Annotated in this window: 20 protein-coding genes and 2 pseudogenes; 12 read left to right on the forward strand and 10 right to left on the reverse strand. The window is 59.4% G+C overall.

Going from position 1 to position 20,816, the window contains the following annotated elements; genetic code table 11:
- Positions 1-76 precede the first annotated feature (76 nt).
- The 9 genes and pseudogenes from EXR36_01525 (at position 77) to EXR36_01565 (ending at position 8,881) form a co-directional block, all read left to right on the forward strand.
- Entirely contained in the window at positions 77-1,966 is a 1,890-nt protein-coding gene (locus EXR36_01525; protein ID MSQ58353.1) for an ATP-dependent metallopeptidase FtsH/Yme1/Tma family protein, read from the forward strand.
- 11 nt (positions 1,967-1,977) lie between these two features.
- Positions 1,978-2,868, forward strand: coding sequence for a dihydropteroate synthase (gene folP / locus EXR36_01530; protein MSQ58354.1), 891 nt, complete (start codon positions 1,978-1,980; stop codon positions 2,866-2,868).
- Complete coding sequence (locus tag EXR36_01535; GenBank protein ID MSQ58355.1) at positions 2,855-4,222, forward strand: phosphoglucosamine mutase; 1,368 nt, start codon at positions 2,855-2,857, stop codon at positions 4,220-4,222. The genes folP and EXR36_01535 overlap by 14 nt, the downstream gene beginning before the upstream one ends.
- 107 nt (positions 4,223-4,329) lie before the next feature.
- A complete protein-coding gene (locus EXR36_01540) occupies positions 4,330-5,322 on the forward strand; it encodes a PstS family phosphate ABC transporter substrate-binding protein (protein MSQ58356.1) in 993 nt (330 codons plus the stop codon).
- A 216-nt stretch (positions 5,323-5,538) separates the two neighbouring features.
- Positions 5,539-6,405 carry a phosphate ABC transporter permease subunit PstC gene (gene pstC, locus EXR36_01545; protein MSQ58357.1) on the forward strand — a complete coding sequence of 289 codons (867 nt, stop codon included), beginning with the start codon at positions 5,539-5,541 and terminating at the stop codon, positions 6,403-6,405.
- A gap of 5 nt (positions 6,406-6,410) precedes the next feature.
- Positions 6,411-7,337, forward strand: a complete 927-nt coding sequence (gene pstA / locus EXR36_01550) for a phosphate ABC transporter permease PstA (GenBank protein ID MSQ58358.1) — start codon at positions 6,411-6,413, stop codon at positions 7,335-7,337.
- Between the two features lie 3 nt (positions 7,338-7,340).
- Positions 7,341-8,135, forward strand: coding sequence for a phosphate ABC transporter ATP-binding protein (gene pstB, locus EXR36_01555; GenBank protein MSQ58359.1), 795 nt, complete (start codon positions 7,341-7,343; stop codon positions 8,133-8,135).
- A gap of 145 nt (positions 8,136-8,280) precedes the next feature.
- Positions 8,281-8,532: a DUF433 domain-containing protein gene (locus tag EXR36_01560; protein ID MSQ58360.1), complete on the forward strand. Its 252-nt coding sequence runs from the start codon at positions 8,281-8,283 to the stop codon at positions 8,530-8,532.
- Positions 8,529-8,881: pseudogene (locus EXR36_01565) on the forward strand (toxin-antitoxin system, toxin component, PIN family protein). Before EXR36_01560 ends, EXR36_01565 begins: the two are co-directional and overlap by 4 nt.
- Before the next feature lie 334 nt (positions 8,882-9,215).
- Here EXR36_01565 and EXR36_01570 read toward each other — a convergent pair.
- The 10 genes and pseudogenes from EXR36_01570 to EXR36_01615 all read right to left on the reverse strand — a co-directional run bounded on the left by EXR36_01570 (position 9,216) and on the right by EXR36_01615 (position 18,337).
- Entirely contained in the window at positions 9,216-10,988 is a 1,773-nt protein-coding gene (locus EXR36_01570; protein MSQ58361.1) for a glutamine--tRNA ligase/YqeY domain fusion protein, read from the reverse strand.
- A gap of 76 nt (positions 10,989-11,064) precedes the next feature.
- Positions 11,065-11,531 (reverse strand): annotated as a pseudogene (locus EXR36_01575) (redoxin domain-containing protein).
- Between the two features lie 69 nt (positions 11,532-11,600).
- Positions 11,601-12,371 (reverse strand): DUF2063 domain-containing protein, encoded by a 771-nt coding sequence (locus tag EXR36_01580; GenBank protein ID MSQ58362.1) that lies wholly within the window; start codon positions 12,369-12,371, stop codon positions 11,601-11,603.
- On the reverse strand, positions 12,355-13,197 hold the full coding sequence (locus EXR36_01585) for a DUF692 domain-containing protein (protein MSQ58363.1): 843 nt from the start codon (positions 13,195-13,197) through the stop codon (positions 12,355-12,357). The genes EXR36_01580 and EXR36_01585 overlap by 17 nt, the downstream gene beginning before the upstream one ends.
- A gap of 36 nt (positions 13,198-13,233) precedes the next feature.
- On the reverse strand, positions 13,234-13,497 hold the full coding sequence (locus tag EXR36_01590; protein ID MSQ58364.1) for a DUF2282 domain-containing protein: 264 nt from the start codon (positions 13,495-13,497) through the stop codon (positions 13,234-13,236).
- Positions 13,498-13,675: 178 nt separating this feature from the next.
- The gene (locus EXR36_01595; protein MSQ58365.1) at positions 13,676-14,152 is read right to left on the reverse strand and encodes a hypothetical protein; all 477 of its coding nucleotides are present in this window, start codon (positions 14,150-14,152) and stop codon (positions 13,676-13,678) included.
- 85 nt (positions 14,153-14,237) lie between these two features.
- The gene (locus EXR36_01600; protein MSQ58366.1) at positions 14,238-14,441 is read right to left on the reverse strand and encodes a hypothetical protein; all 204 of its coding nucleotides are present in this window, start codon (positions 14,439-14,441) and stop codon (positions 14,238-14,240) included.
- A gap of 39 nt (positions 14,442-14,480) precedes the next feature.
- Entirely contained in the window at positions 14,481-16,070 is a 1,590-nt protein-coding gene (locus EXR36_01605; protein MSQ58367.1) for a choline dehydrogenase, read from the reverse strand.
- A gap of 107 nt (positions 16,071-16,177) precedes the next feature.
- Positions 16,178-17,056, reverse strand: coding sequence for a peptidase (locus tag EXR36_01610; protein ID MSQ58368.1), 879 nt, complete (start codon positions 17,054-17,056; stop codon positions 16,178-16,180).
- A gap of 390 nt (positions 17,057-17,446) precedes the next feature.
- The gene (locus EXR36_01615) at positions 17,447-18,337 is read right to left on the reverse strand and encodes an aldolase (GenBank protein MSQ58369.1); all 891 of its coding nucleotides are present in this window, start codon (positions 18,335-18,337) and stop codon (positions 17,447-17,449) included.
- Here EXR36_01615 and EXR36_01620 point away from each other — a divergent pair.
- From EXR36_01620 to EXR36_01630, 3 genes are all read left to right on the forward strand, one after another.
- Positions 18,336-19,325: a hypothetical protein gene (locus EXR36_01620; protein ID MSQ58370.1), complete on the forward strand. Its 990-nt coding sequence runs from the start codon at positions 18,336-18,338 to the stop codon at positions 19,323-19,325. The genes EXR36_01615 and EXR36_01620 overlap by 2 nt on opposite strands.
- A gap of 72 nt (positions 19,326-19,397) precedes the next feature.
- The gene (locus tag EXR36_01625; GenBank protein MSQ58371.1) at positions 19,398-19,850 is read left to right on the forward strand and encodes a hypothetical protein; all 453 of its coding nucleotides are present in this window, start codon (positions 19,398-19,400) and stop codon (positions 19,848-19,850) included.
- A 64-nt stretch (positions 19,851-19,914) separates the two neighbouring features.
- Positions 19,915-20,805, forward strand: coding sequence for a threonine/serine dehydratase (locus tag EXR36_01630; protein ID MSQ58372.1), 891 nt, complete (start codon positions 19,915-19,917; stop codon positions 20,803-20,805).
- The last annotated feature ends 11 nt before the right edge of the window (positions 20,806-20,816 follow it).

Genomic DNA, 20,816 nt, shown 5'->3' on the forward strand with positions numbered 1-20,816 from the left:
AGGCCAGTCCGGTTGAATCCGATTACAATGAATCTGCCCTCGAATTCGTCTTTGGGCACGACATGGAGAGCTTGTCTTGAATAATCTCGTGAAGAATATCGCCATCTGGTTGGTCATCGCCTTGGTGCTCATGACTGTGTTTAACCAGTTCAGCGGCCGGGCTCCCAGCCACAAGCAAATCACCTACTCCCAGTTTATCGATGAGGTGAAGCAAGGCCACGTGGATCGCGTCACCATCGAGGGCAAGATCCTCAAATTCCAGACGACGAACGGGGAAAAGTTCGTCACCTATGCCGCCCCCGACCTGTGGATGGTGAGCGATCTTCTCAAGGCCGGGGTCAAGATCGAGGCCAAACCGGAGGAAGAGCAATCCATCTTGCTACAGATCTTCGTGTCTTGGTTCCCCATGCTGTTGCTGATCGGCGTGTGGATATTCTTCATGCGACAGATGCAAGGTGGCGGGCGGGGAGGTGCTTTCTCCTTCGGCAAGAGCCGGGCGCGCATGCTGGATGAATCCAACAACACTGTGACTTTCGCCGATGTTGCCGGGTGCGAAGAGGCCAAGGAGGAAGTCAAGGAATTGGTCGATTTTCTCAAGGACCCCAGCAAGTTTCAGAAGCTGGGGGGGCGAATCCCGCGCGGGGTGTTGATGGTGGGTTCTCCCGGTACCGGTAAGACGTTGCTGGCGCGAGCCATCGCTGGCGAAGCCAAGGTTCCCTTCTTCAGCATATCCGGGTCGGATTTCGTCGAGATGTTCGTCGGAGTGGGCGCGGCGCGCGTACGCGACATGTTCGAGCAAGCCAAGAAGCAGGCTCCCTGTATCGTGTTCATCGACGAAATCGATGCCGTGGGCCGGCAGCGCGGAGCTGGGTTGGGCGGGGGTAACGACGAACGCGAGCAGACACTCAACCAGTTGCTGGTGGAGATGGATGGTTTTGAAGGTACTTCGGGCGTTATCGTGATCGCGGCCACCAACCGGCCCGATGTGCTTGACCCCGCTCTGCTTCGCCCGGGCCGCTTCGACCGGCAGGTGGTGGTGCTTCTTCCCGATATTCGCGGGCGCGAACAAATTCTCAACGTGCATATGCGCAAGGTGCCAGTTGCGCCCGACGTGCGCGCCGATCAATTGGCTCGTGGCACGCCCGGCTTTTCCGGTGCCGACCTGGCTAACTTGGTGAACGAAGCCGCGCTTTTTGCCGCCCGCGGCAATAAGCGCCTGGTGGACATGGAAGATTTCGAGCACGCCAAGGACAAGATCATCATGGGTGCCGAGCGCCGCACCATGGTGATGGACGACGAGGAGAAGAAGAACACCGCCTATCATGAGTCTGGGCATGCCCTGGTGGGCAAGCTCCTGCCCAAGTGCGATCCGGTGCACAAGGTCACCATCATTCCCCGGGGGCGCGCCCTGGGAGTGACCATGTCGCTGCCTGAGCGGGACCGTTACAGCTATGACCGGGATTATTTGCTGCAGCGCATCTCCATGATGCTGGCGGGCCGTATCGCGGAAGAGTTATTCATGAATCAAATGACCAACGGCGCCTCGGACGATTTCCGCAGGGCTACCGACTTGGCCCGCCGGATGGTCACCGAGTGGGGCATGTCGCCAGCTCTGGGCACCATGGTCTATGGGGAAAATGAAGGCGAGGTCTTTCTCGGCCGCTCCATCACCACCCATAAGAATGTTTCTGAAGCCACCTTGCAAAAAGTGGATTCCGAGATTCGCCGTGTGATCGACGAGCAATACGCCCAGGCGCGCCGGCTCATCGAAGATAACCGCGACAAAGTGGAGGCGATGGCCGCCGCGCTTCTTGAGTGGGAAACCATCGATGCCGACCAAATCAACGACATCGTGGCGGGCCGTCCGCCGCGAGCGCCTAAGCCCGTGACCCCGCCTTCGCCGCCACCGGATTCCACTCCCAGTGCCAGCGCGCCGCTCGCCAGCCCGGCGCCCGAAGCGAAATAGGATCCGTGGGGATGAGCAGTGAAGGGGCGGCGGTGCCGCCCCTTGTCGTTCCTGGCTCCGCTAGAACCTTGCGCTGCGGGCGCTTCCATCTGTCTCTTGCCCAACCCCTCATCATGGGCATCGTGAATGTCACGCCCGACTCCTTTTCCGATGGCGGCAGTTATCTCGATGCGGGCAAGGCCATCGCCCATGCGCAAGAGTTGGCGAGCCAAGGGGCCGCGATCGTTGACCTGGGTGGCGAATCTTCGCGGCCCGGTGCCGAGCCCGTGCCCCTGGAAGAAGAATGGATGCGCTTGCTTCCCGTGCTCACGGGGTTGCGCGACATCGGTGTCCCCATCTCGGTGGATACCGTCAAACCCGAGATCATGCGCCGTGCCATCGATGTAGGCGCGTCGATGATTAACGACATCAGCGCGTTGCGCACCCGCGGCACCATGGAGGCGGCCAGCAACGCTTCCGTGGCGGTATGCCTTATGCATATGCAGGGCGATCCGCGAACCATGCAGCACGCGCCGAGTTACGACAACGTGGTGGGCGAGGTGGCCGAGTTTCTATCGGAGCGCGCCAGGGAGGCGGAGAGTGCGGGGATTGGGCACGACAGGATTGTGCTCGACCCCGGTTTTGGATTCGGTAAGCGATCACGGCACAACTTGGCGCTGTTGCGCGATCTCGACGCAATCGCCGGTTTGGGTTATCCAGTGCTGGCGGGACTGTCGCGCAAGTCCTTGTTGGGCGCTGTCACTGGGAGGCCTCGGCCGGGACGTTTGGCGGCAAGCCTCGCGGCGGCGGTGCTGGCGGTGCAGCGAGGAGCATCCATTTTGAGAGTTCACGACATCGCTGAAACGCGCGACGCCCTATTGATGATCAAGGTTTTGGAGGACCCAGACAATTACCTCGACTAGAAAATATTTCGGTACGGACGGCGTGCGCGGGCGCGTAGGCGAATCGCCCATCACCCCCGATTTCGTGATGCGCTTGGGTTACGCCGCCGGCAAGGTGCTGGCGAGAAAGGAAATCCGCCCGGCCGGGCAGCACTCCGCCGTGGTCATAGGCAAGGACACGCGGATTTCGGGCTACATGCTGGAGGCGGCCTTGGAGGCAGGCCTCTCGGCGGCCGGTGTCGACGTGCACTTGGCGGGCCCGATGCCTACACCGGCCGTGGCCTATCTGACGCGGGCCCTTAGGCTATCGGCGGGCATCGTCATCAGCGCCTCGCACAATCCCTTTGAAGACAACGGCATCAAATTCTTCTCCGCCAGCGGCGACAAGCTTACCGACGCCGTGGAGGCCGAAATCGAGGACGGACTTTGCCAGACCCTTTCGGTGTCTCCCTCCGCGCAACTGGGAAAGGTTTGGCGCCTGCGCGACGCCGCGGGCCGCTACATCGAATTTTGCAAGAGCACTTTCCCCTCCAACCAGAACTTGCGTGGTCTCAAGATCGTGGTGGATTGCGCCCATGGCGCCTGCTACCACATCGCACCCCACGTATTGCATGAGTTGGGGGCTGAAGTCATCGAAATTGGGACACAGCCCGATGGAATGAATATCAACCAGAATTGTGGCGCCGTGCATCCCCAGGCCATGGCAGAGGCGGTTCGCACCCATGGCGCCGATATAGGGCTAGCCTTGGATGGCGATGGCGACCGCCTGATATTCGCCGACCAGCAGGGCAAGCTCTACTATGGTGACGAATTGCTTTACATTATCGCGCGTCATCGAAAGGCCGCTGGAACCTTGAAAGGGGGCATCGTCGGGACGCTGATGACCAACCTGGGATTCGAGCACGCCTTGGGGCGCATGGGAGTGCCCTTCAAGCGCGCCTCCGTGGGAGATCGTTATGTGCTGGAGAAACTCCACGAAGCGGGCTGGGAAGTAGGCGGGGAGAATTCCGGCCACATCATCTGCCTGGATAAACATACCACGGGCGATGGAATCGTGGCGGCCTTGCAAGTGCTGTTTGCGATGCGGGCCATGGGAACGGCCTTACCCGAACTTACAGCGGATCTCACCATGTACCCTCAGGTGCTGCTCAACGTGCGCATGGCGGTGCGCTCCGAGTTACGCACCCATCCGCGTGTGCAGGCGGCGGTCAAGGACGCGGAAAGCCAACTCAACGGCAAAGGCAGGGTACTGCTCCGGCCCTCGGGAACAGAGCCTGTCCTACGCGTCATGGTGGAAGGCGAGCCAGGGCCTTTGGTGCGCACGCTGGCGGAAGGAATCGCCGCCACGGTCAAGGAGGTTGCTGAGGCGGCCTAAGCCGCCCTAGTCCTAGCCGTAGTCCTTTCGGCGCATGGATGACATGAAAGTGTCACATTCGACTTCTAGAATCCGCCCGGTTCTATACTCTAAAGGATGGATACTCCATGAAAGGTTTTCTACGAGGGATGGCCGCCACGTGCGTGCTGGCGCTCAACGCCGCCGGTGCCTATGCACAATTGGTCAAAGTGGATGGATCGAGCACCGTTTTTCCCATCACAGAGGCCGTCGCGGAAGACTTTCAGCGCGCCACCAAGGGCAAGATGCGCGTGACCGTTGGTATTTCCGGTACCGGCGGGGGATTCAAGAAATTCTGCCGGGGTGAAACCGATATCTCGAACGCCTCGCGTCCCATCCTCAAATCCGAGATGGAAATCTGCAAGGCCGCCGGAATTGCCTATTACGAGTTGCCCGTGGCCTATGATGCTCTCACCGTGGTCATGAATCCGCGGAATGCATTCTTGAAGACCATGACGGTGGCCGAACTCAAGAAACTGTGGGAGCCCGCCGCCCAAGGCAAGATCACCAAGTGGAAGCAAATCAATCCCGCCTGGCCGGACCAGCCCATCAAGCTCTTTGGCGCCGGTGCGGACTCCGGAACCTTCGATTACTTCACCGAGGCGGTCGTCGGCAAGGCCAAATCCAGCCGCGGAGATTACACCGCGAGCGAGGATGACAACGTCCTGGTGCAAGGCGTGTCACGGGACATCAACGCATTGGGTTACTTAGGCTACGCCTACTATGCCGAGAACCAGGACAAACTCAAGGCCGTGGCGGTTTCGCCGGCTCTCGGCAGGCCCGGTGTGGAACCCTCTGTCGAGAGCGCGGTGAACGGCACGTATCAACCCTTGTCCCGGCCCATCTTCATCTATATCAGCGCCAAGGGCTACGAGCGGCCCGAAGTCAAGCAGTTCGTCGAGTACTACATGAAGAACGCGGTGGCCTTGGTGGCGGAGGTGAAATACGTGGCGTTACCGAAGAAGGCTTACGATTACAATATCGAACATCTCAACGGCAAGAAAGCCGGGACGAAATTCGGCGGCGAGAACAAGGTGGGCCTTACCATCGAAGATCTCATGAAGCTCGAGGCCAAGCTGTAGTTCTTTACGTTCGCCGCCCGCGAATCGGAGGGGCCCGAAGTCAACAGACCATGGCCCCTATTTCCCAGGCCCTAATGCCATTGGGGTCTACGCTCCGCTAAACTAACCGTGCGTACGCTCACCCACAACGACACTCTCGCGCCGGTTATCCCATTGCCCGCCGTCTCCTCCGCGCATTCCATCAGCCACCGCCTGGCCAGGCGCAAGAGCCGTCACATGCGCGAGACGGGGATCGAGGTACTGCTCTTTCTTTGTGCCGCTTTTTCGGTCCTGGTGACCACCGGTATCGTCTACATTCTGATTTCCGAATCCGTTGGATTTTTCCAGAAGGTCTCGCTCTGGGATTTTATGACCGATAGCCAGTGGACCCCGCTATTCGACGATGCCCACTACGGCATCATGGTCCTGCTCTCTGGCACCTTGGTGAGTTCGGCGGTGGCGCTGTTGGTGGCCATACCCATTGGAACCATCATCGCCATCTATCTCTCGGAGTTCGCACCCTTTTCCCTGCGTGAGGCGGCGAAGCCCTTGCTGGAATTGCTGAGCGGGGTGCCCACGGTGGTGTATGGCTACTTCGCCTTGATTTTCGTCACTCCCTTGCTGCAAAAATTTTTTCCGGGATTGCCGGGCTTCAACATGCTTTCGGCCGGGCTGGTGATGGGGATCATGATCATTCCCTACGTCAGCTCGGTGAGCGAGGATGCCATGCGCGCGGTCCCCATGAGCATGCGCGAGGGCTCCTACGCCATGGGCGCCACGCGCTTTCAGACGGCGGTGCGAGTGGTTGCGCCCGCTGCCTTGTCGGGGATCACGGCCGCATACATTCTTGGAATATCGCGGGCAGTGGGCGAGACTATGATATTGGCGGTCGCGGCGGGCATGCAACCGAACTTGACCTGGAATCCAGCGGAGCCCGCGGCTACCATCACCTCCTATATCGTGCAGGTGGCGCTGGGCGATCTGCCTCACGGCAGCATTGGGTATCAAACCATATTTGCCGCCGGATTAACCTTGATGTTGCTCACGCTCTTGTTCAACATGCTCGGCCACTGGCTGCGCAAGCGCTACCGCCAAGTATATTAGCCGCCATGGAGCCGCAAAGAAATCTACAAGAAATTCGCGACCTCATCGCGCGCCATAAGCGCTGGGACGTCATCTTCGCCGCCATCGGGCTGTTGTGCCTCGCCATCGCGGCCGCGACGTTCCTTGCCCTGGCCATCGAGATGGCGTCGGCGGGGGCATCGAGATTGAGCTTGGATTTCTTCACCCACTTTCCTTCGCGCCGGGCGGGACAAGCGGGGATTATGTCGGCGTGGGTGGGCACCACCCTTGTCATGCTCGTCACGGCCTGCGCCGCCGTTCCCGTGGGAGTCGCCGCCGCTGTCTACCTGGAAGAGTACGCACGCAAACATTGGATTACGGGGCTCATAGAAATCAACATCACGAACCTGGCGGGCGTGCCTTCCATCGTCTACGGATTGCTCGCCTTGGGCCTATTCGTTTACGCGCTCGGATTCGGCCAAAGCATCTTATCGGCGGGATTGACCTTGGCGCTCCTCATCCTACCGATCGTCATCGTGGCCACGCGCGAGGCCATCCGTTCCATTCCCTCGGCCATTCGCGAGGCGGCCTATGCCGTGGGGGCCACCAAGTGGCAGACGACGTGGGACCACGTGTTGCGCTACTCCACGCCGGGCGTGCTCACCGGCGTGATCATCGGCATGGCCAGAGCAATCGGCGAAACCGCGCCCATCCTCACCATCGGCGCGCTGACCTTCATAGCGTTCTTGCCGCCTTCGCCGGTGAAGCCAGAATTTCCTTTCCTATCCTTCGACTGGCTCTACGCACCCTTCACCGTGATGCCCATACAGATGTTCAACTGGACCTCGCGCCCCGATCCGGCCTTTCATCAAAACGCCGCGGCGGCAGGATTAGTCTTGCTCGTCATGACGCTATCGATGAACGGTTTGGCGATCTACATTCGCTACCGTCTCAGAAAGAACATCAAGTGGTAAGCCATGCCAAAAACGACTGAAGCAAAGAATGAAGTGCTCACGCTCAAGGCGGAAGCGAAGTCGCTGGAGTTTCACTATGGCGCTTTCCATGCCTTGAAGGGTATTTCCATGCCCTTGTACGAGAATAAAGTCACCGCCTTGATCGGGCCGTCGGGCTGCGGAAAATCCACCTATCTGCGTTGCTTCAACCGCATGCACGATCTTTACCCCGGGAACAAATACGGCGGCGAGATCCGGCTCTACCCCGACAACACCAACTTGCTTCACGCACAGGTAGATCCCATCGAAGTGCGCATGCGCATTAGCATGGTGTTTCAAAAACCCAACCCCTTCCCCAAATCCATCTACGAAAACGTTGCCTACGGATTGCGGGTACGCGGAGAAAAGCGCGTCACCACCTTGGACGACAAGGTGGAGCAAGCGCTGCGCGGAGCGGCTCTGTGGGAGGAGGTGAAGCACCGCTTGAAGGACCTGGCCTTCAACCTCTCCGGCGGCCAGCAACAGCGCCTGTGCATCGCGCGCGCCTTGGCGACCGATCCGGAAATTCTGCTCTTCGACGAACCCACCTCCGCGCTGGACCCCATCGCCACCGCCAGCATCGAGGAACTCATCGCCGATTTGAAGAGCAAGCTCACCATTCTCATCGTCACACACAACATGCAACAGGCCGCGCGCGTGTCGGATTTCACCGCCTACATGTACCTGGGCGAACTCATCGAGTTCGACCGCACCGACACCATCTTCATCAAGCCCAAGCAAAAGGCGACGGAAGACTACATCACTGGCAGGTTCGGCTAGTCCGAACCTGCCAGTGATGTAGCGGCGCAGACTAATCATCAGGTTGGCGAAAGTCGTTAGCTTGGCTCGCCACCTACCAGGCATAACCCGTAACGGGGCCGCGAGACTATACTTCAGTATCGAGTACTCAGGTTCTGAGCGAGTTATGAAAGAGGACGAACTGCTTCAGCGGATTACAGTTAACCCAGAGATTTTTGGCGGCAAACCCATCATTCGCGGGAGACGGCTGGCCGTGGAACACGTGCTTAGCATGCTTTCCTTAGGCGACTCTCCTGATACGATTCTTGAAGGATATCCCTGGCTTGAGCGCGACGATATTCTTGCGTGCTTGATCTACGCCCGCAGGATCGTCGCACAAGAAAGGGTGGAACCACTGTTCGTTAGCGCGCCTGCGTGAAGGTCTTGCTGGACGCCTGTGTTTGGGGCAAGGCAGCGCCAGCCCTAGAACAGGAGTGGCACGACGTTACTTGGGCCGTGGAATGGCCCTTCGATCCGGGTGACGAGGCCATTCTGTCAATTGCGTCCAAGGAAAACCGCGTGCTAGTTACTCTTGATAAGGACTTCGGAGAGCTAGCAATTCGGCGTGGCCAGAGTCATTGTGGGATCGTTCGGCTGGTTGGTATACCGGCCAAGACGCAAGCAGAAGCATGCGCTCAGGTGTGCTGAGCCGCTTTTCGGCCGAACTTCAACGCGGGGCACTCATCGTTGCGGAGCTAGGCCGTGTGAGAGTGCGTCTGCCTGGCTGATTTAATGATCGTCTTTCCGTAGTTTCCACAATTGAATGAGTGAGAGCATGGTTTTCTCCAGAATTACGATCGATCCCAAGCAAATGGGAGGTACGCCCTGCATACGTGCGTTTGCGGACAACATTCCAATTAAGACGCTGCCCTGTTTCTCGTAGTGTTGAATGGATTTCATATTTCGTGCCCCTGGTCTTGCGCGCGGACGCCCCTGGCGTCACGGCGTTGGTTAAATATCGTGAGTAACCTAAATCGCAGACAGAACCGAGGGCAGCAAATATGCCAGAGCAATTACGGGAGCCGTGCGCACCGGTGTGCGCAGGGGGATGCTCGCGTGAGCTTAGGGTTGCTTCGTCCAAGAATCGCGCAGCGTCACCGCGCGGTTAAAGACGGGCGCGCCAGGGTTGGACTCTATCCGGTCCGCAACGAAATAGCCGTGACGTTCGAATTGGAACCTGTCTTCCGGTTTCGCGTCCTTCAAGGAGGGTTCCAAGTAGCCGCTGATAATTTTCACGGAACCCGGATTGAGATCTTCCAGGAAATCCTGCTCGCTACCAGGGTGGGCGGTCTTGAACAAGCGGTCATAAAGTCGCACGCTGGCACGGTAGGCGTGCTTGCCGCAAACCCAATGGATGTTGCCCTTGACTTTGTAGGTGTCCGAACCAGGGGTGCCGGATTTGGAATCGGCGTAGTAATCGCAATGAACCGCGATGATATTTCCGCTCGCATCTTTATCCGCGCCCTTGCACTTCACCACGAAGCCATAACGCAGACGCACCTCATTGCTGGGGAAAAGCCGGAAGTAACCCTTTGAAGGTATTTCCATGAAGTCCTCGCGCTCGATCCACAGTTCCTTGGAGAAGGGCATGGCGCGCTTACCCCAATCGGCCTTCTGTGGATGATTGGGTGCTTGCGTTTCCTCCGCTCCACTTTCGGGATAGTTGTCGATGATGAGTTTGAGCGGGTCGAGCACCGCCACGCGGCGCGGCGCACGTTCGTTCAAATCCTCCCGCATGCAGTCTTCCAGCAAGCTGTAGTCGATCCACGAATCGGATTTCGATACTCCGATACGCTCGGCGAACATGCGAAATCCTTCTGGGGTATATCCGCGCCTGCGAGCGCCGACGAGCGTGGGCATGCGTGGATCGTCCCATCCATCCACGCGCTTTTCCTCCACCAATTGGATGAGCTTGCGCTTGGAGAGCACCACATAAGTCAAGTTGAGCCGCGAGAACTCATACTGGTTGGGCAGGGGTCGTTGCAATACCCCAAACCCAGCCAGTTTTTCCAACACCCAATCGTAGAGCGGCCGGTGATCCTCGAATTCCAGGGTGCAGACGGAGTGGGTGATGTTCTCCAGCGCATCGGATATGCAATGGGTGTAATCGTACATGGGGTAGATCGCCCATTTGTCACCCGTGCGGTGGTGATGCGCGTGGCGGATGCGGTAGATGGCGGGGTCACGCAGATTTATGTTGGGCGAGGCCATGTCGATTTTGAGCCGCAGCACGTGGGTGCCATCGGCGTGCTGGCCTGCCTTCATCTCGCGAAAGAGGCACAGGTTTTCCTCCACGCTCCGGTCACGATAAGGGCTGTGCGTGCCTGGTTCCGTCAAGGTGCCGCGATGCGCGCGCATTTCCTCGGCGCTCAGCGAATCCACATAGGCGAGGCCGTGCATGATGAACAGCTCGGCGAAGTCGTAGAGTTCCTGGAAGTAGTCCGAAGCATAAAAGAGATGGGGTCCCCAATCGAAACCCAGCCATTTCACCGAATCGAGTATGGACTCCGCGTATTCCGAATCCTCGGTGACAGGATTGGTGTCGTCGAAGCGCATGTGACACCAGCCGCCGTAATCGCGCGCGAGGCCAAAGTTCAGGCAGATGGATTTCGCGTGCCCGATGTGCAGATAACCGTTGGGCTCCGGCGGAAAACGCGTGCGGATCTTCGCGGGATCCGCGGGTGCCCCCGCGTGAACGGTGGCGGGGCCGGGTTTTCCGCCCCAGGTGCGCGTGGCGTACTTACCCTTGGCGAGATCCTCGCCGATGATGTTGCGGATAAAGTTGGTGACGTGCGTTGGCGTTTCGGCTCCAACTTTTTTCGGCGGGGAGGACATTCAGGGCGATTCTTGGACCGGTGAAAGGCGCGGATTTTACAGCAGCGTTCCCCGTAGGCGCGCACCCGCCTTGCGGTTAGGCCGCCTTTTCCGCCAGCAATTGAGCGATAGCAGCGCCCACCGCCAGATCGGGAGCTTGCCCGAAGGCGTGGTAGCGCAAGAAACCGCCGCGGTCGATCAGAAGTAGAGTAGGGGTGCCGCGTAATTCGTAGGCGGCCATGGTGCGTGGGATGGGATCGCCATCGCCGGGCTCATCCACGCCGACCGGGAAGTTCACGCGGTACTCTTGCAGGAAGGCCTCCAGGGACACCGGTTGCATGGCTTCGTGATGTTCGAAAACGGTGTGCAATCCCACCACCGCAAGGTCTTCCGAGCCAAAGGTTTCGTGAGAATACGCTGTGTTTGGGGAATGCCATGGGATACGCAGCCGGGGCATAACATTTGGAATGCGTGCAAGACCACTACTTTTCCCCGCAAGCTCTCCAGGCTCAAAGCTGCGTCGGTGTTGAACCATCGCGTGGTGTGCCACGCGGGCGCATGCATGCGCGCGGGCGCGAGAAAGGAATTGCTGGTGTGCATCGTGAGTTGTTGGATGAAACCGCGTTTCTTTCCCTAACAGATTATGTCCGTGAATATAGAGGTTGCCACAAAATCTGTCATGAACTTCTGAACGCCGAAATTTGGCTCAACGACAAGCGCCCGGGCCAGCGCCTTGCCTAACGGGCGCCCGGTGGCAAGTGCGTGCAACATGGCGTGCTCGCCCGTAGTCAATGGTCTTAATTCGATCGCATGGTCACGGCGGCTCACCAGCACAAGTTGCGTCCCTTCATCGAGAGACACGGTATCGTCTCCCGCATAGTCTGGCTGGCTCACGTGCCATATACGGGCGATGGGGTAAATGGACTCCACCAAGCGCGCGGCAGGACTCAAAGTAAAGCGCAGCGCAGGTAGCCGGTCCGCGCTGAATTCGGCGAGCCGCGACAAGTCCAGAGGTTTGGCATCGGCGGCATGGAAGACACGATGCACGGCCCACTCCAGCCGTGCAACATCGGCAAGATAGGGCAAGCCTCGCGCGGGAGGAAACGCGGCGAGGAAAGCGCCGAATTCCTCGCCATAATCATGCAAGTCTCCGGAGTCCGAGAAAGACTGTTTAGCGAAAAGCCTGGCGGCCGCGTTGAAAAATTCGTCTCCCACCAAACGCAAAATGACCGGATAGGTATCGCGCAGCGCGTTGCGATAGTTGCCCAACACGTTGTTGCGGTAAATCCCCAGGCGTGCCGAAGGGTCCAGACTCCCAGCTTCGATCACGTTCTCGATGGGCGCATCCACGCCGGAGAATAGCGCCTGCGTGAATTGCTCTTGGAGATCACGCAGCCAGAGCATGCTCTTCCTCCAGGATGGCCTGCGCGCGCGCGGCTTGTTCCAGCAGCGTCGAGAGCGGCGGGAGGTCGGTGTCCCACTCGATCAACGTCGGTTTGGGCCCCATGCTCCGGATCGCGGCGCGGTACAAGTCCCATACGGCATCGCTTACCGGCGTGCCATGAGTGTCGATGAGACAAGACCCGCTCGCATCGAAACCGGATAAATGAATCTCCTGCACCGCATCGCCCGGCATGGCAGCGATGTAATCACGGGCGTCGAAACCGTGATTGACAGCATTGACGTAGACGTTGTTCACGTCGAATAGCAAGCCGCAGCCGCTTCGGCGTGCCAGTTCGGCAACGAACTCCCACTCCGGAATGGTGGAGTGCGTGTAGCGAAGATAGCTCGACACGTTCTCCATGAGAATCCGGCGGCCGGCGGTCTCCTGCGCCTGCATCACACGCTGGCTAAGATGGGCCAGCGCCTCCTCGGTATAGGGCAGTGGCAGCAGGTCGTTGAGGTGCCTGCCGCCTGCCGCGCTCCAGCAGATATGATCGGATACGACGAAAGGATCGTAGCGCTCGATTAATCCTTTGAGCTTCTGTAGATGCGCCGAATCAAGCGGGCTGGCGGAACCTAGTCCCAAGCCCACACCGTGCAAACTGAGGGGATAGTGCTCCCGGCAGCGGCCGAGATAAAAGTGTGGCTGCCCGCCGTCGCCGAAATAATTCTCGCTATGGACTTCCAGCCAGCCCGTGGCGGGCAGCGTATCGAGCACTTCGCGGTAGTGCGGGGCGCGCAGCCCCACTCCGCACAATCGTTCCACGGGAAGACTTGGCCGAAACATGCAGCCTCCCCGTAGTCCTTCTTGCTTCGCTAGAACTTATTTCTTGACGACGACTTGGCCGCCAACGATCTTGTCGCAAGCGCCCTTGGGCACGTAGACCCACTCTTCGGCGTTGCCGTCCGTCTTGGCTTGTCCAGCGCAAGAGTGTTTGCTGGTGCTGCAATCGTTCATGCCTGCCTTGGCGATGCCGGCGCACTTCTCGTTGTCGCCCTTGGCAGCGAGCGCGCTGGTGCCGCCTGCGGTGAGGCCCAAAGCGACCAGGCCGGCGATGGCGGAACGGATCATCAATTCGTTTTTCATGCTGTTCTCCTTGTGAGTTAGGGGGTGTCGAGGGACCGGCAAGCCTAGTCACGCTCGTAAATGATACGCGACGGCCTAGCTACCGGATGCACCCGTAATTTCATATACACGGATGCGGTTCTCGGCATTTTGTCGCAAAGACTCCATGCAACCTTACACGGGAGGATTCAACCTCCCGTTAAGGCCCAACCTTGACAGAACCGATGGCCCAACCCGGCGAAACGCACATGGATCCCACCACGGGGCGCGTGCTCGCTCCGCTGAAATTGGCTTTCTCGAAGGCGCTCATCAGGCCGCTTTCCACTTGGTAGGAATAGATACCGGAGGCCAGTTGCGCATTGGACTTGCCCGCCTTGATGTGGTCTCCTGAACAATCTTCGGACTTGAACAACGATGCGGAAGCGCTTGCTTCCGCGCTTGGAGCCGGGGCTGCCGCGGCAGGGGCCGGCGCTTCGCAGGCCCCTTTACTGGGGAGCGTGGGGCGCCTGCACTTCAAACTGCACTTCGTTCCGGCACTACCGATGCTCGATTCATCCAGCAAGTGCTTCTTGCCGTCCTTGCATTCGCAGCAGAAGGGGTCGGCACTCGCTAGGTTGAACGCGAGCGCCAAGAGGCCGGTGGCCAGGGCAATTCCTGCCCGAGAAATAACATGCATCAGTGTCTCCGTTCGTTTAGGCCAAAGTTCGCCGTCAGGGTATTATGCCTACCCCAAGAGTCCTGGCTGGCCGAAGAGCGCTTTCTTAGTTGCTTTGCACAAGTTTCCAAGCGGCCAACAGCCCGAACGCGACATTCATCAGCGCGATCATGCCGATTAGCACGAGGCCAAACGAATTCAGCGGCAGCGTGCGCATGGCCCAAGTGCATACGGAAGACAGCACGTTAAACCCCATCATCATCCAGAATAGTGGCTTACGGGGTTGCCAGAGTCTGAGTAGCTTTTTCATGACTCAAAACGTAGTGTAAATGCCCTAGGCGGCAGCGGGCTACCGCCCATCCTCAAGAATCAAATCGGCCGCCTTCTCCGCCAGCGCGATAACGGTGGCGTTGATGTTGCCGGAGGGCACGGCCGGCATGACGGAGGCGTCCACGACTCGTAGGCATTCCACACCGTTCACGCGCAGGCGCGGGTCCACCACGGCGCGTGCATCGGTTCCCATGCGGCAGGTGGAAGTGGGGTGGAACACGGTGTCGCCGGCCTCGCGGCAGAAGGCGAGCCAGTCTTCGTCGCTTTGCACGCGCGGCCCGGGGAATTCCTCGGCGGCGGCATAGTCGCGCATGGGTGCCGTGGCCGCGATACGGCGGACGACCTTCAAGCCATCGACCATTACACGGCGGTCGTTCTCCGTGGCGAGGTGGTTGTAGCGGATGGATGGCATGGTGCGCGGATCGGCAGAGGCGATATGTACCGAGCCGCGCGATTCCACCTGGGTTTGCGATACCGAGAGGGTGAATCCAGAGAAGGTATGCAGATGGCCGCCGCGTTTGGCGGTGGAGAAATTGATGTAATAGATTTGTGCGTCAGGGCGCGCAATTTCTGGCCTTGTGCGGATGAACGCCGCGGCGTAACCGGCGCTCACGGTGAGCGGGCCGCGGCGCTGTAGCAGGTACTGAAGGCCGATTTTGGCTTGGCCCCAAAAGGTGCGCATGTCGTCGTTCAGCGTGATGGGCCGGGTGCAGCGCCAGAACGTGCGGCAGTAGAAGTGGTCTTGCAGATCTTCCCCCACGCCGGGCGCATCGTGCACTGGCGAGATACCATGACGGTCGAGCAACGCGCGCGGTCCTACCCCGGAGAGTTGCAGCAGTTGCGGTGAGTTGAAGCTGCCACCTGAAAGGATGATTTCGCGCGCGGCGCGCACCTCGTGACGGGCCCCGCGCGCTTCGTAGATCACGCCGGTGGCGCGTTTGCCCTCGAACATGACGCGAGTGGCGAGCGCCTCGGTTTCCACGCGCAGGTTGGATCGCTTTTCCGCGGGGCGAAGATAAGCGACCGCGCTGCTACAGCGCCTTCCGTTGCTCGCGTTGGCGTGGTAGTAGCCGGTGCCCTCTTGGGTCGCGCCGTTGAAATCGTCGTTGTGGGGAACGCCGAGTGCCATGGCGGAAGCGATGAAGGCATCGCATATTTCATGTTTATCCGGAATTTCCGACACGGCCAGAGGCCCGCCCGCGCCATGCCACTCGCTGGCGCCGAGGCTATGGTTCTCGGACTTCTTGAAGTAAGGTAGCAAATCGTAGAAGGTCCATCCGGGTATGCCCCAACCGTCGTAGTCCTCGCGCTGGCCGCGAACATGCACCAAGCCGTTGATGGAAGAGGAGCCGCCCAGCACTTTGCCGCGCGGAGTGAATACGCGCCGGCCATTGAGAGTGGGCTCAGGTTCGGATTGATAGGCCCAGTTGACATCGGTGCGCGCGAACAGTTTGCCGTAGCCCAGCGGCACGTGAATCCAGAAATTGGTATCGCGCGGGCCGGCTTCCAGTAGCAACACGCTGTCGCGGCCATTGGCGCTCAGGCGGTTCGCCAGGACACAGCCCGCCGAACCCGCGCCGACGATTACGTAGTCGTAGGTATTACTCAAAGTAGAAATTTGGGTTTGTGCTGATCTTAGTAATCTTAACCTGAACCCAATATCGCCCAGGCGAGAACGTACGTGGCCTGGCGCGTGCCCGTGTGAATCGCACTTATTTACACTTTGCGCGCGGGATCTGCACTGCCCGCGATGGTTTGAACCGCGCTGAACCTTACCGGTGCCGGGGATTTCGCGGGATTCAGAGGAGATACCAAGTTCGGCATGGTGCGAATGGCGCCTACCAAGGGATACTTGGTGGTGTCCTGGCTCGCTTCCCAGCTTGGATCGGCGATCTCGGTGAAGACTTGTTTGAGCCGTTTGCCCCACGTGGAGCGAATCATCTGGAAGTAATTATTGGATTCGTCCATGGTTGCGAAGCGGGTCACCTTGAGCATTCCCGTTTCATAGCAAAGCAAGTCCAAAGGCAGGCCGACGGAAAGATTGCTGCGCAGCGTGGAATCCATCGAGATCAACGCGCACTTGGCGGCTTCATCCAGGGGAGTGGAGGGCGTGATGACGCGGTCTAGGATAGGTTTGCCGTACTTGGATTCCCCAATCTGAAAGTAAGGGTTCTCCGCGGTGGCCTCGATAAAATTGCCGGCGGCGTAGACGTGGAACACGCGGCATGCCTCCGCGCCAATCTGGCCGCCGAAGAGGAAGTTGCAGTTGAATTCGATGCCGAAGTCCTTCAACGCTTGGGCATCGCGCGTTTGCACCTGGCGCACGGCATCGCCCACGAGGCGCACGGCCTCGAACATGCTCGGAGCTGTCCACAGGGAGAGGCCCTCGCCGCTTTCGCGTTCCAGCAACTGTTGTTTGACGGCTTGGGTGATCGCCAGATTTCCCGCGCTCATCAGAACGAGCAATCTCTCGCCGGGGTTCTGCACCACCGTCATTTTGCGGAAGGTACTGATCTGGTCCACGCCTGCATTCGTGCGGGAGTCCGACAGAAAGACAATGCCAGCGTCGAGTTTGATTGCTACGCAATAGGTCATGACCAGTAAGGTGAGATCGAGCCAAGCCATTCCACCGGCCAGGAACTACTGGTTGGCGTGGGAAAGCGCGGATTCGAGACGCCGGATCTGGGCTTCCATCTCCGGGCTCGCACCAAGTGCCGCAGTTGGAAGCAGGAAGAGAAAAACGAGCATCCTAATCATGCTTTAGCCCTTGCCGGCGTAGTGAATTTTCCCTGCGCTCTAAGCTCGGCAAGGTACCGGCTCAAATCAGCCATTTCTTCCAGCGCTTCTAGACGTTCTCGCACTGTCAGTCGTAAGTTGCGATGGAGCTGCCCCTTCCGAACTCCCTCCCGGGTGGTGAGTGGCCAGTTAATCGCTTCGTCAGAGATCATTTCCAGTCTTTTCGAGTTTCATTAATCCCTCGCCGGCTTACTTCGACCACCCCGGCTCTTCGCGGTCCAGAATCCGCTTCAACGCTGCGAAGTGCAAGGCGGACTGCTGGCGTTCGCCTTCGATGGCGGCTGCCACGCCGGTTGCCATCTGGTCAGAAACCTGGCGCAGGAGTTTGCCGCTGCGCTGTGCCAGGCATTGCACCATGCAGGATCGCTCCAGGTAGTAAAGATCGTCGAAGGCGTAATCGATGCGTTCCCCGCACACCATCACGCCGTGGTGGGCCATGAACATGATGTCCTTGCCGCCGAGCGCATGGGCGATGCGCTCGCCCTCCTCGTTGCCCAGGGCCGGGCCGCCGAAGTCGTCGTCGTAGCCGATGCGTTCGTGGAAGCGCATGGCGTTCTGGTTGGTGCGGGTTTCCAGGCGCCCCCGTTCCAGCAACGTGAGGGAAGTGGCCCAGGGCATGTGGGTGTGCAGAACGGCTTTCTTCTTGGCCTTGAGATGCACGCCATAGTGGATGAAGAAGGCGGTGGCCTCCACCTCATGCTTGCCGTCCAATACCTTGCCGCTCTCGTGGATGACCATGAGATTGCCAGGCGTAATCTCCGACCAATGCAGGCCTTGGGGATTGATGAGGAATTTGTCCGGCTCGCCCGGCACTTCCAAACTGAAATGGTTGCAAACGCCCTCGCTCAGGCCCATGCGCGAAGCGGTGCGCAGCGCTGCCGTCAGGTCAATTCGGGCTTGCTTGATATCGTATTGTTTGGTGGCGGGGGTTTTTTTGATGATGCGCTTGATCTCGCTAATATCCACTGCGGTCTCCTTCTGTGGTTTTGGACTGCAATCCGTCGTTTGGCAAGACTCTAACCCTTTTTCGGCGCCTGCGCGTTTACAGGTGGCAGAATCCACCCTCAAAGGAATCTCCATGAAGCCATTTTCCCATCCTTCCGTGTTTCTTGTCTTGTGCATGACAAATGGTGCTTTCGCGGCGCAGACTGGCCATTCCATCACCATCTACAGCAGTGCGCAGCCCGGCGCGATTCCCGCAGAGATTTACCGGCACGGTGCGCAAGCGGGCTACGCCGTGCCGGGGTACGCATTGGTGCGTCATGACCGAGAAATCGCTCTTGCGAGCGGGCGCAACGAAGTTCGGTTCACGGATGTGGCGGGTTTAATCGACCCGACGACCGTTTCCTTTCAGTCATTGACGGACCCGCGGGGTGCGCGTGTGATCGAGCAAAACTTTCAGTTCGATTTGGTGAGCACGGAGAAGTTAATGCGGAAGTTCGTTGACCGCGAGATTTCCGTAGAACAAACTCGCGAAGCCAAGGTGGAGACCTTCAACGGAACCCTGCTTTCCACTCAAGGAAGCATCGTGCTCCGGCAAGCCGACGGCATGGTGCGTAGCATTCCACACAACTCCGGAGTGGTCTTGCCCAACCTGCCCGGCGGGCTCATCACGCGGCCCACGCTCTTGTGGGAGGTGGCGGCACAAAAGGCTGGCGCTCACAATGTGCGCGTGTCCTACCAAACCACTGGCGTTACTTGGTGGGCTGATTACAACCTTACCTACACGGAAGGCGCGGATGCGAACTCGTGCAAGGTGGATGTGGGCGCCTGGGTGAGTATCCTCAACCAGTCGGGCGCGGGCTACCCGGAGGCAAAGATCAAGCTCATCGCCGGCGATGTACACCGGGCACCACAACCGCAAGCCACGGGCGGCTTGCGAGCCTCCATGGAAATGAAGCGTGAAGATCTGGCCGAGGCGGGGTTCCAAGAAAAGTCTTTCTTCGAGTATCACCTCTATACGTTGGGGCGGCCCAGCACTCTGCCCGACAATTCCACCAAGCAGATCGAGTTGTTCCCCTCCGTGAGTTCGGTGCCCTGCGATAAGACCCTGGTCTGCTACGGCTAGGACGGAAACTATTTTGGCTATGGCGGCAGCCCGATCACGGACCGCAACTTCGGGCTCACTGGGAATAAGAAGGTGGACACCTACCTGAGCTTCAAGAACACGAAGGACAACAACATGGGCGTGCCCCTCCCCTCGGGCCGGGTGCGCGTGAGTAAGCTCGATAGCGCCGATGGATCCATGGAGTTCATCGGCGAGGACCGCATCGATCACACGCCCAAGAACGAAACCATCCTGCTAAAACTGGGCTCGGCCTTCGACGTGGTGGGGGAGCGCCGGCAAGTGGAATTCAAGATAGACACGAACCGCAACACCATGACGGAGGAGATCGATGTCAAGATTCGCAACCGCAAGGAAGAAGCGGTGAAAGTGATCGTGAAGGAGAACCTCTACCGCTGGACGAACTGGAAGATCACCCAAGCCTCCCACGCCTTCGAGAAACAGGATGGACGCACGATTCATATTCCCGTCACCATTGGCGCGGACAAGGAAGCCGTGATCAAGTACACGGTGAGGTATTCTTGGTGAGGCGTGAGAGGTGAGAGGTGAAAGGTGAGGCGTGAGGAGTGACGAGGGAGGAGTGAGGGGTAGGATCGAGGAGGCTGCCGTGCGCGTGGGTTCTCGCGTGCGCAAGACGCCGGTTGCCGAGTTGGATTCGCGAACGGTGCTAAAGCTCGAATTACTTCAGCACACCGGTTCGTTCAAACCGCGCGGGGCATTTAATCGCATGCTGTCTTCCGAAATTCCTTCGGCGGGCGTGATCGCGGCGTCGGGGGGAAATCATGGGGCGGCCGTGGCGTATGCGGCGCGCGAACTGGGCGTGGCCGCCGAAATATTTGTTCCGTCGGTTACGCCCGCGACGAAGCTAGCGCGTTTGCAGGCTTATGGCGCCACCATTCATCAAGTGGGTGCAAGCTACTCAGAAGCCTTTGTTGCCATGCAAGCGCGGGCTGGCGGCACGGGTGCGCTGGTGGTCCACGCCTACGACCAGGAGGAGGTGGTGGCGGGGCAGGGCACCCTCGCTCGTGAAATGGAATTGCAGATAGGTGGGTTGGATGCGGTGTTCGTGGCCGTGGGCGGCGGCGGGCTCATTGGCGGGGTTGCGGGATGGTTCGAGAATCGCGTGCGCGTGATCGGCGTGGAACCGTCCTCTTGCGCGACGCTGCACGACGCCTTGAAGGCCGGGGAACCGGTCGATGTGCCGGTGTCTGGTATCGCGGCGGATTCGCTGGGCGCGAAGCGCATCGGAGCCATCGCCTTTTCCATTGCACGTAAGTTCGAGAGCGAGGTGATCCTCGTTTCCGGCGAAGAAATCGTGCAAGCCCAGCGTTTTCTATGGGAGCGCTTTCGCGTCGCGGCCGAGCCTGGCGGTGCCGCGGCCCTGGCGGGATTCTTGTCCGGCCGCGCGGGCCTTGAATCCGGTGCGCGCGCCGCTGTCATTGTCTGTGGCGGCAATGTAGATCCCGCGACGCTGGCTGGGTGATCGCGGCGAGG

This window comes from Betaproteobacteria bacterium, assembly GCA_009693245.1.
GTDB lineage: Bacteria > Pseudomonadota > Gammaproteobacteria > Burkholderiales > SHXO01 > SHXO01.

Excerpts from the sequence above, each read along its gene's own strand:
- EXR36_01600 (MSQ58366.1), bottom strand. The coding sequence starts at position 14,441 with ATGAAAAAGCTACTCAGACTCTGGCAACCCCGTAAGCCACTATTCTGG.
- EXR36_01595 (MSQ58365.1), bottom strand. The coding sequence starts at position 14,152 with ATGCATGTTATTTCTCGGGCAGGAATTGCCCTGGCCACCGGCCTCTTG.
- pstB (MSQ58359.1), top strand. The coding sequence starts at position 7,341 with ATGCCAAAAACGACTGAAGCAAAGAATGAAGTGCTCACGCTCAAGGCG.
- EXR36_01615 (MSQ58369.1), bottom strand. The coding sequence starts at position 18,337 with ATGGAGATTCCTTTGAGGGTGGATTCTGCCACCTGTAAACGCGCAGGC.
- EXR36_01560 (MSQ58360.1), top strand. The coding sequence starts at position 8,281 with ATGAAAGAGGACGAACTGCTTCAGCGGATTACAGTTAACCCAGAGATT.
- pstC (MSQ58357.1), top strand. The coding sequence starts at position 5,539 with ATGCGCGAGACGGGGATCGAGGTACTGCTCTTTCTTTGTGCCGCTTTT.
- EXR36_01540 (MSQ58356.1), top strand. The coding sequence starts at position 4,330 with ATGAAAGGTTTTCTACGAGGGATGGCCGCCACGTGCGTGCTGGCGCTC.
- EXR36_01610 (MSQ58368.1), bottom strand. The coding sequence starts at position 17,056 with ATGACCTATTGCGTAGCAATCAAACTCGACGCTGGCATTGTCTTTCTG.
- EXR36_01620 (MSQ58370.1), top strand. The coding sequence starts at position 18,336 with ATGAAGCCATTTTCCCATCCTTCCGTGTTTCTTGTCTTGTGCATGACA.
- EXR36_01580 (MSQ58362.1), bottom strand. The coding sequence starts at position 12,371 with ATGCTCTGGCTGCGTGATCTCCAAGAGCAATTCACGCAGGCGCTATTC.
- EXR36_01590 (MSQ58364.1), bottom strand. The coding sequence starts at position 13,497 with ATGAAAAACGAATTGATGATCCGTTCCGCCATCGCCGGCCTGGTCGCT.
- EXR36_01570 (MSQ58361.1), bottom strand. The coding sequence starts at position 10,988 with ATGTCCTCCCCGCCGAAAAAAGTTGGAGCCGAAACGCCAACGCACGTC.
- folP (MSQ58354.1), top strand. The coding sequence starts at position 1,978 with ATGAGCAGTGAAGGGGCGGCGGTGCCGCCCCTTGTCGTTCCTGGCTCC.
- pstA (MSQ58358.1), top strand. The coding sequence starts at position 6,411 with ATGGAGCCGCAAAGAAATCTACAAGAAATTCGCGACCTCATCGCGCGC.
- EXR36_01585 (MSQ58363.1), bottom strand. The coding sequence starts at position 13,197 with ATGTTTCGGCCAAGTCTTCCCGTGGAACGATTGTGCGGAGTGGGGCTG.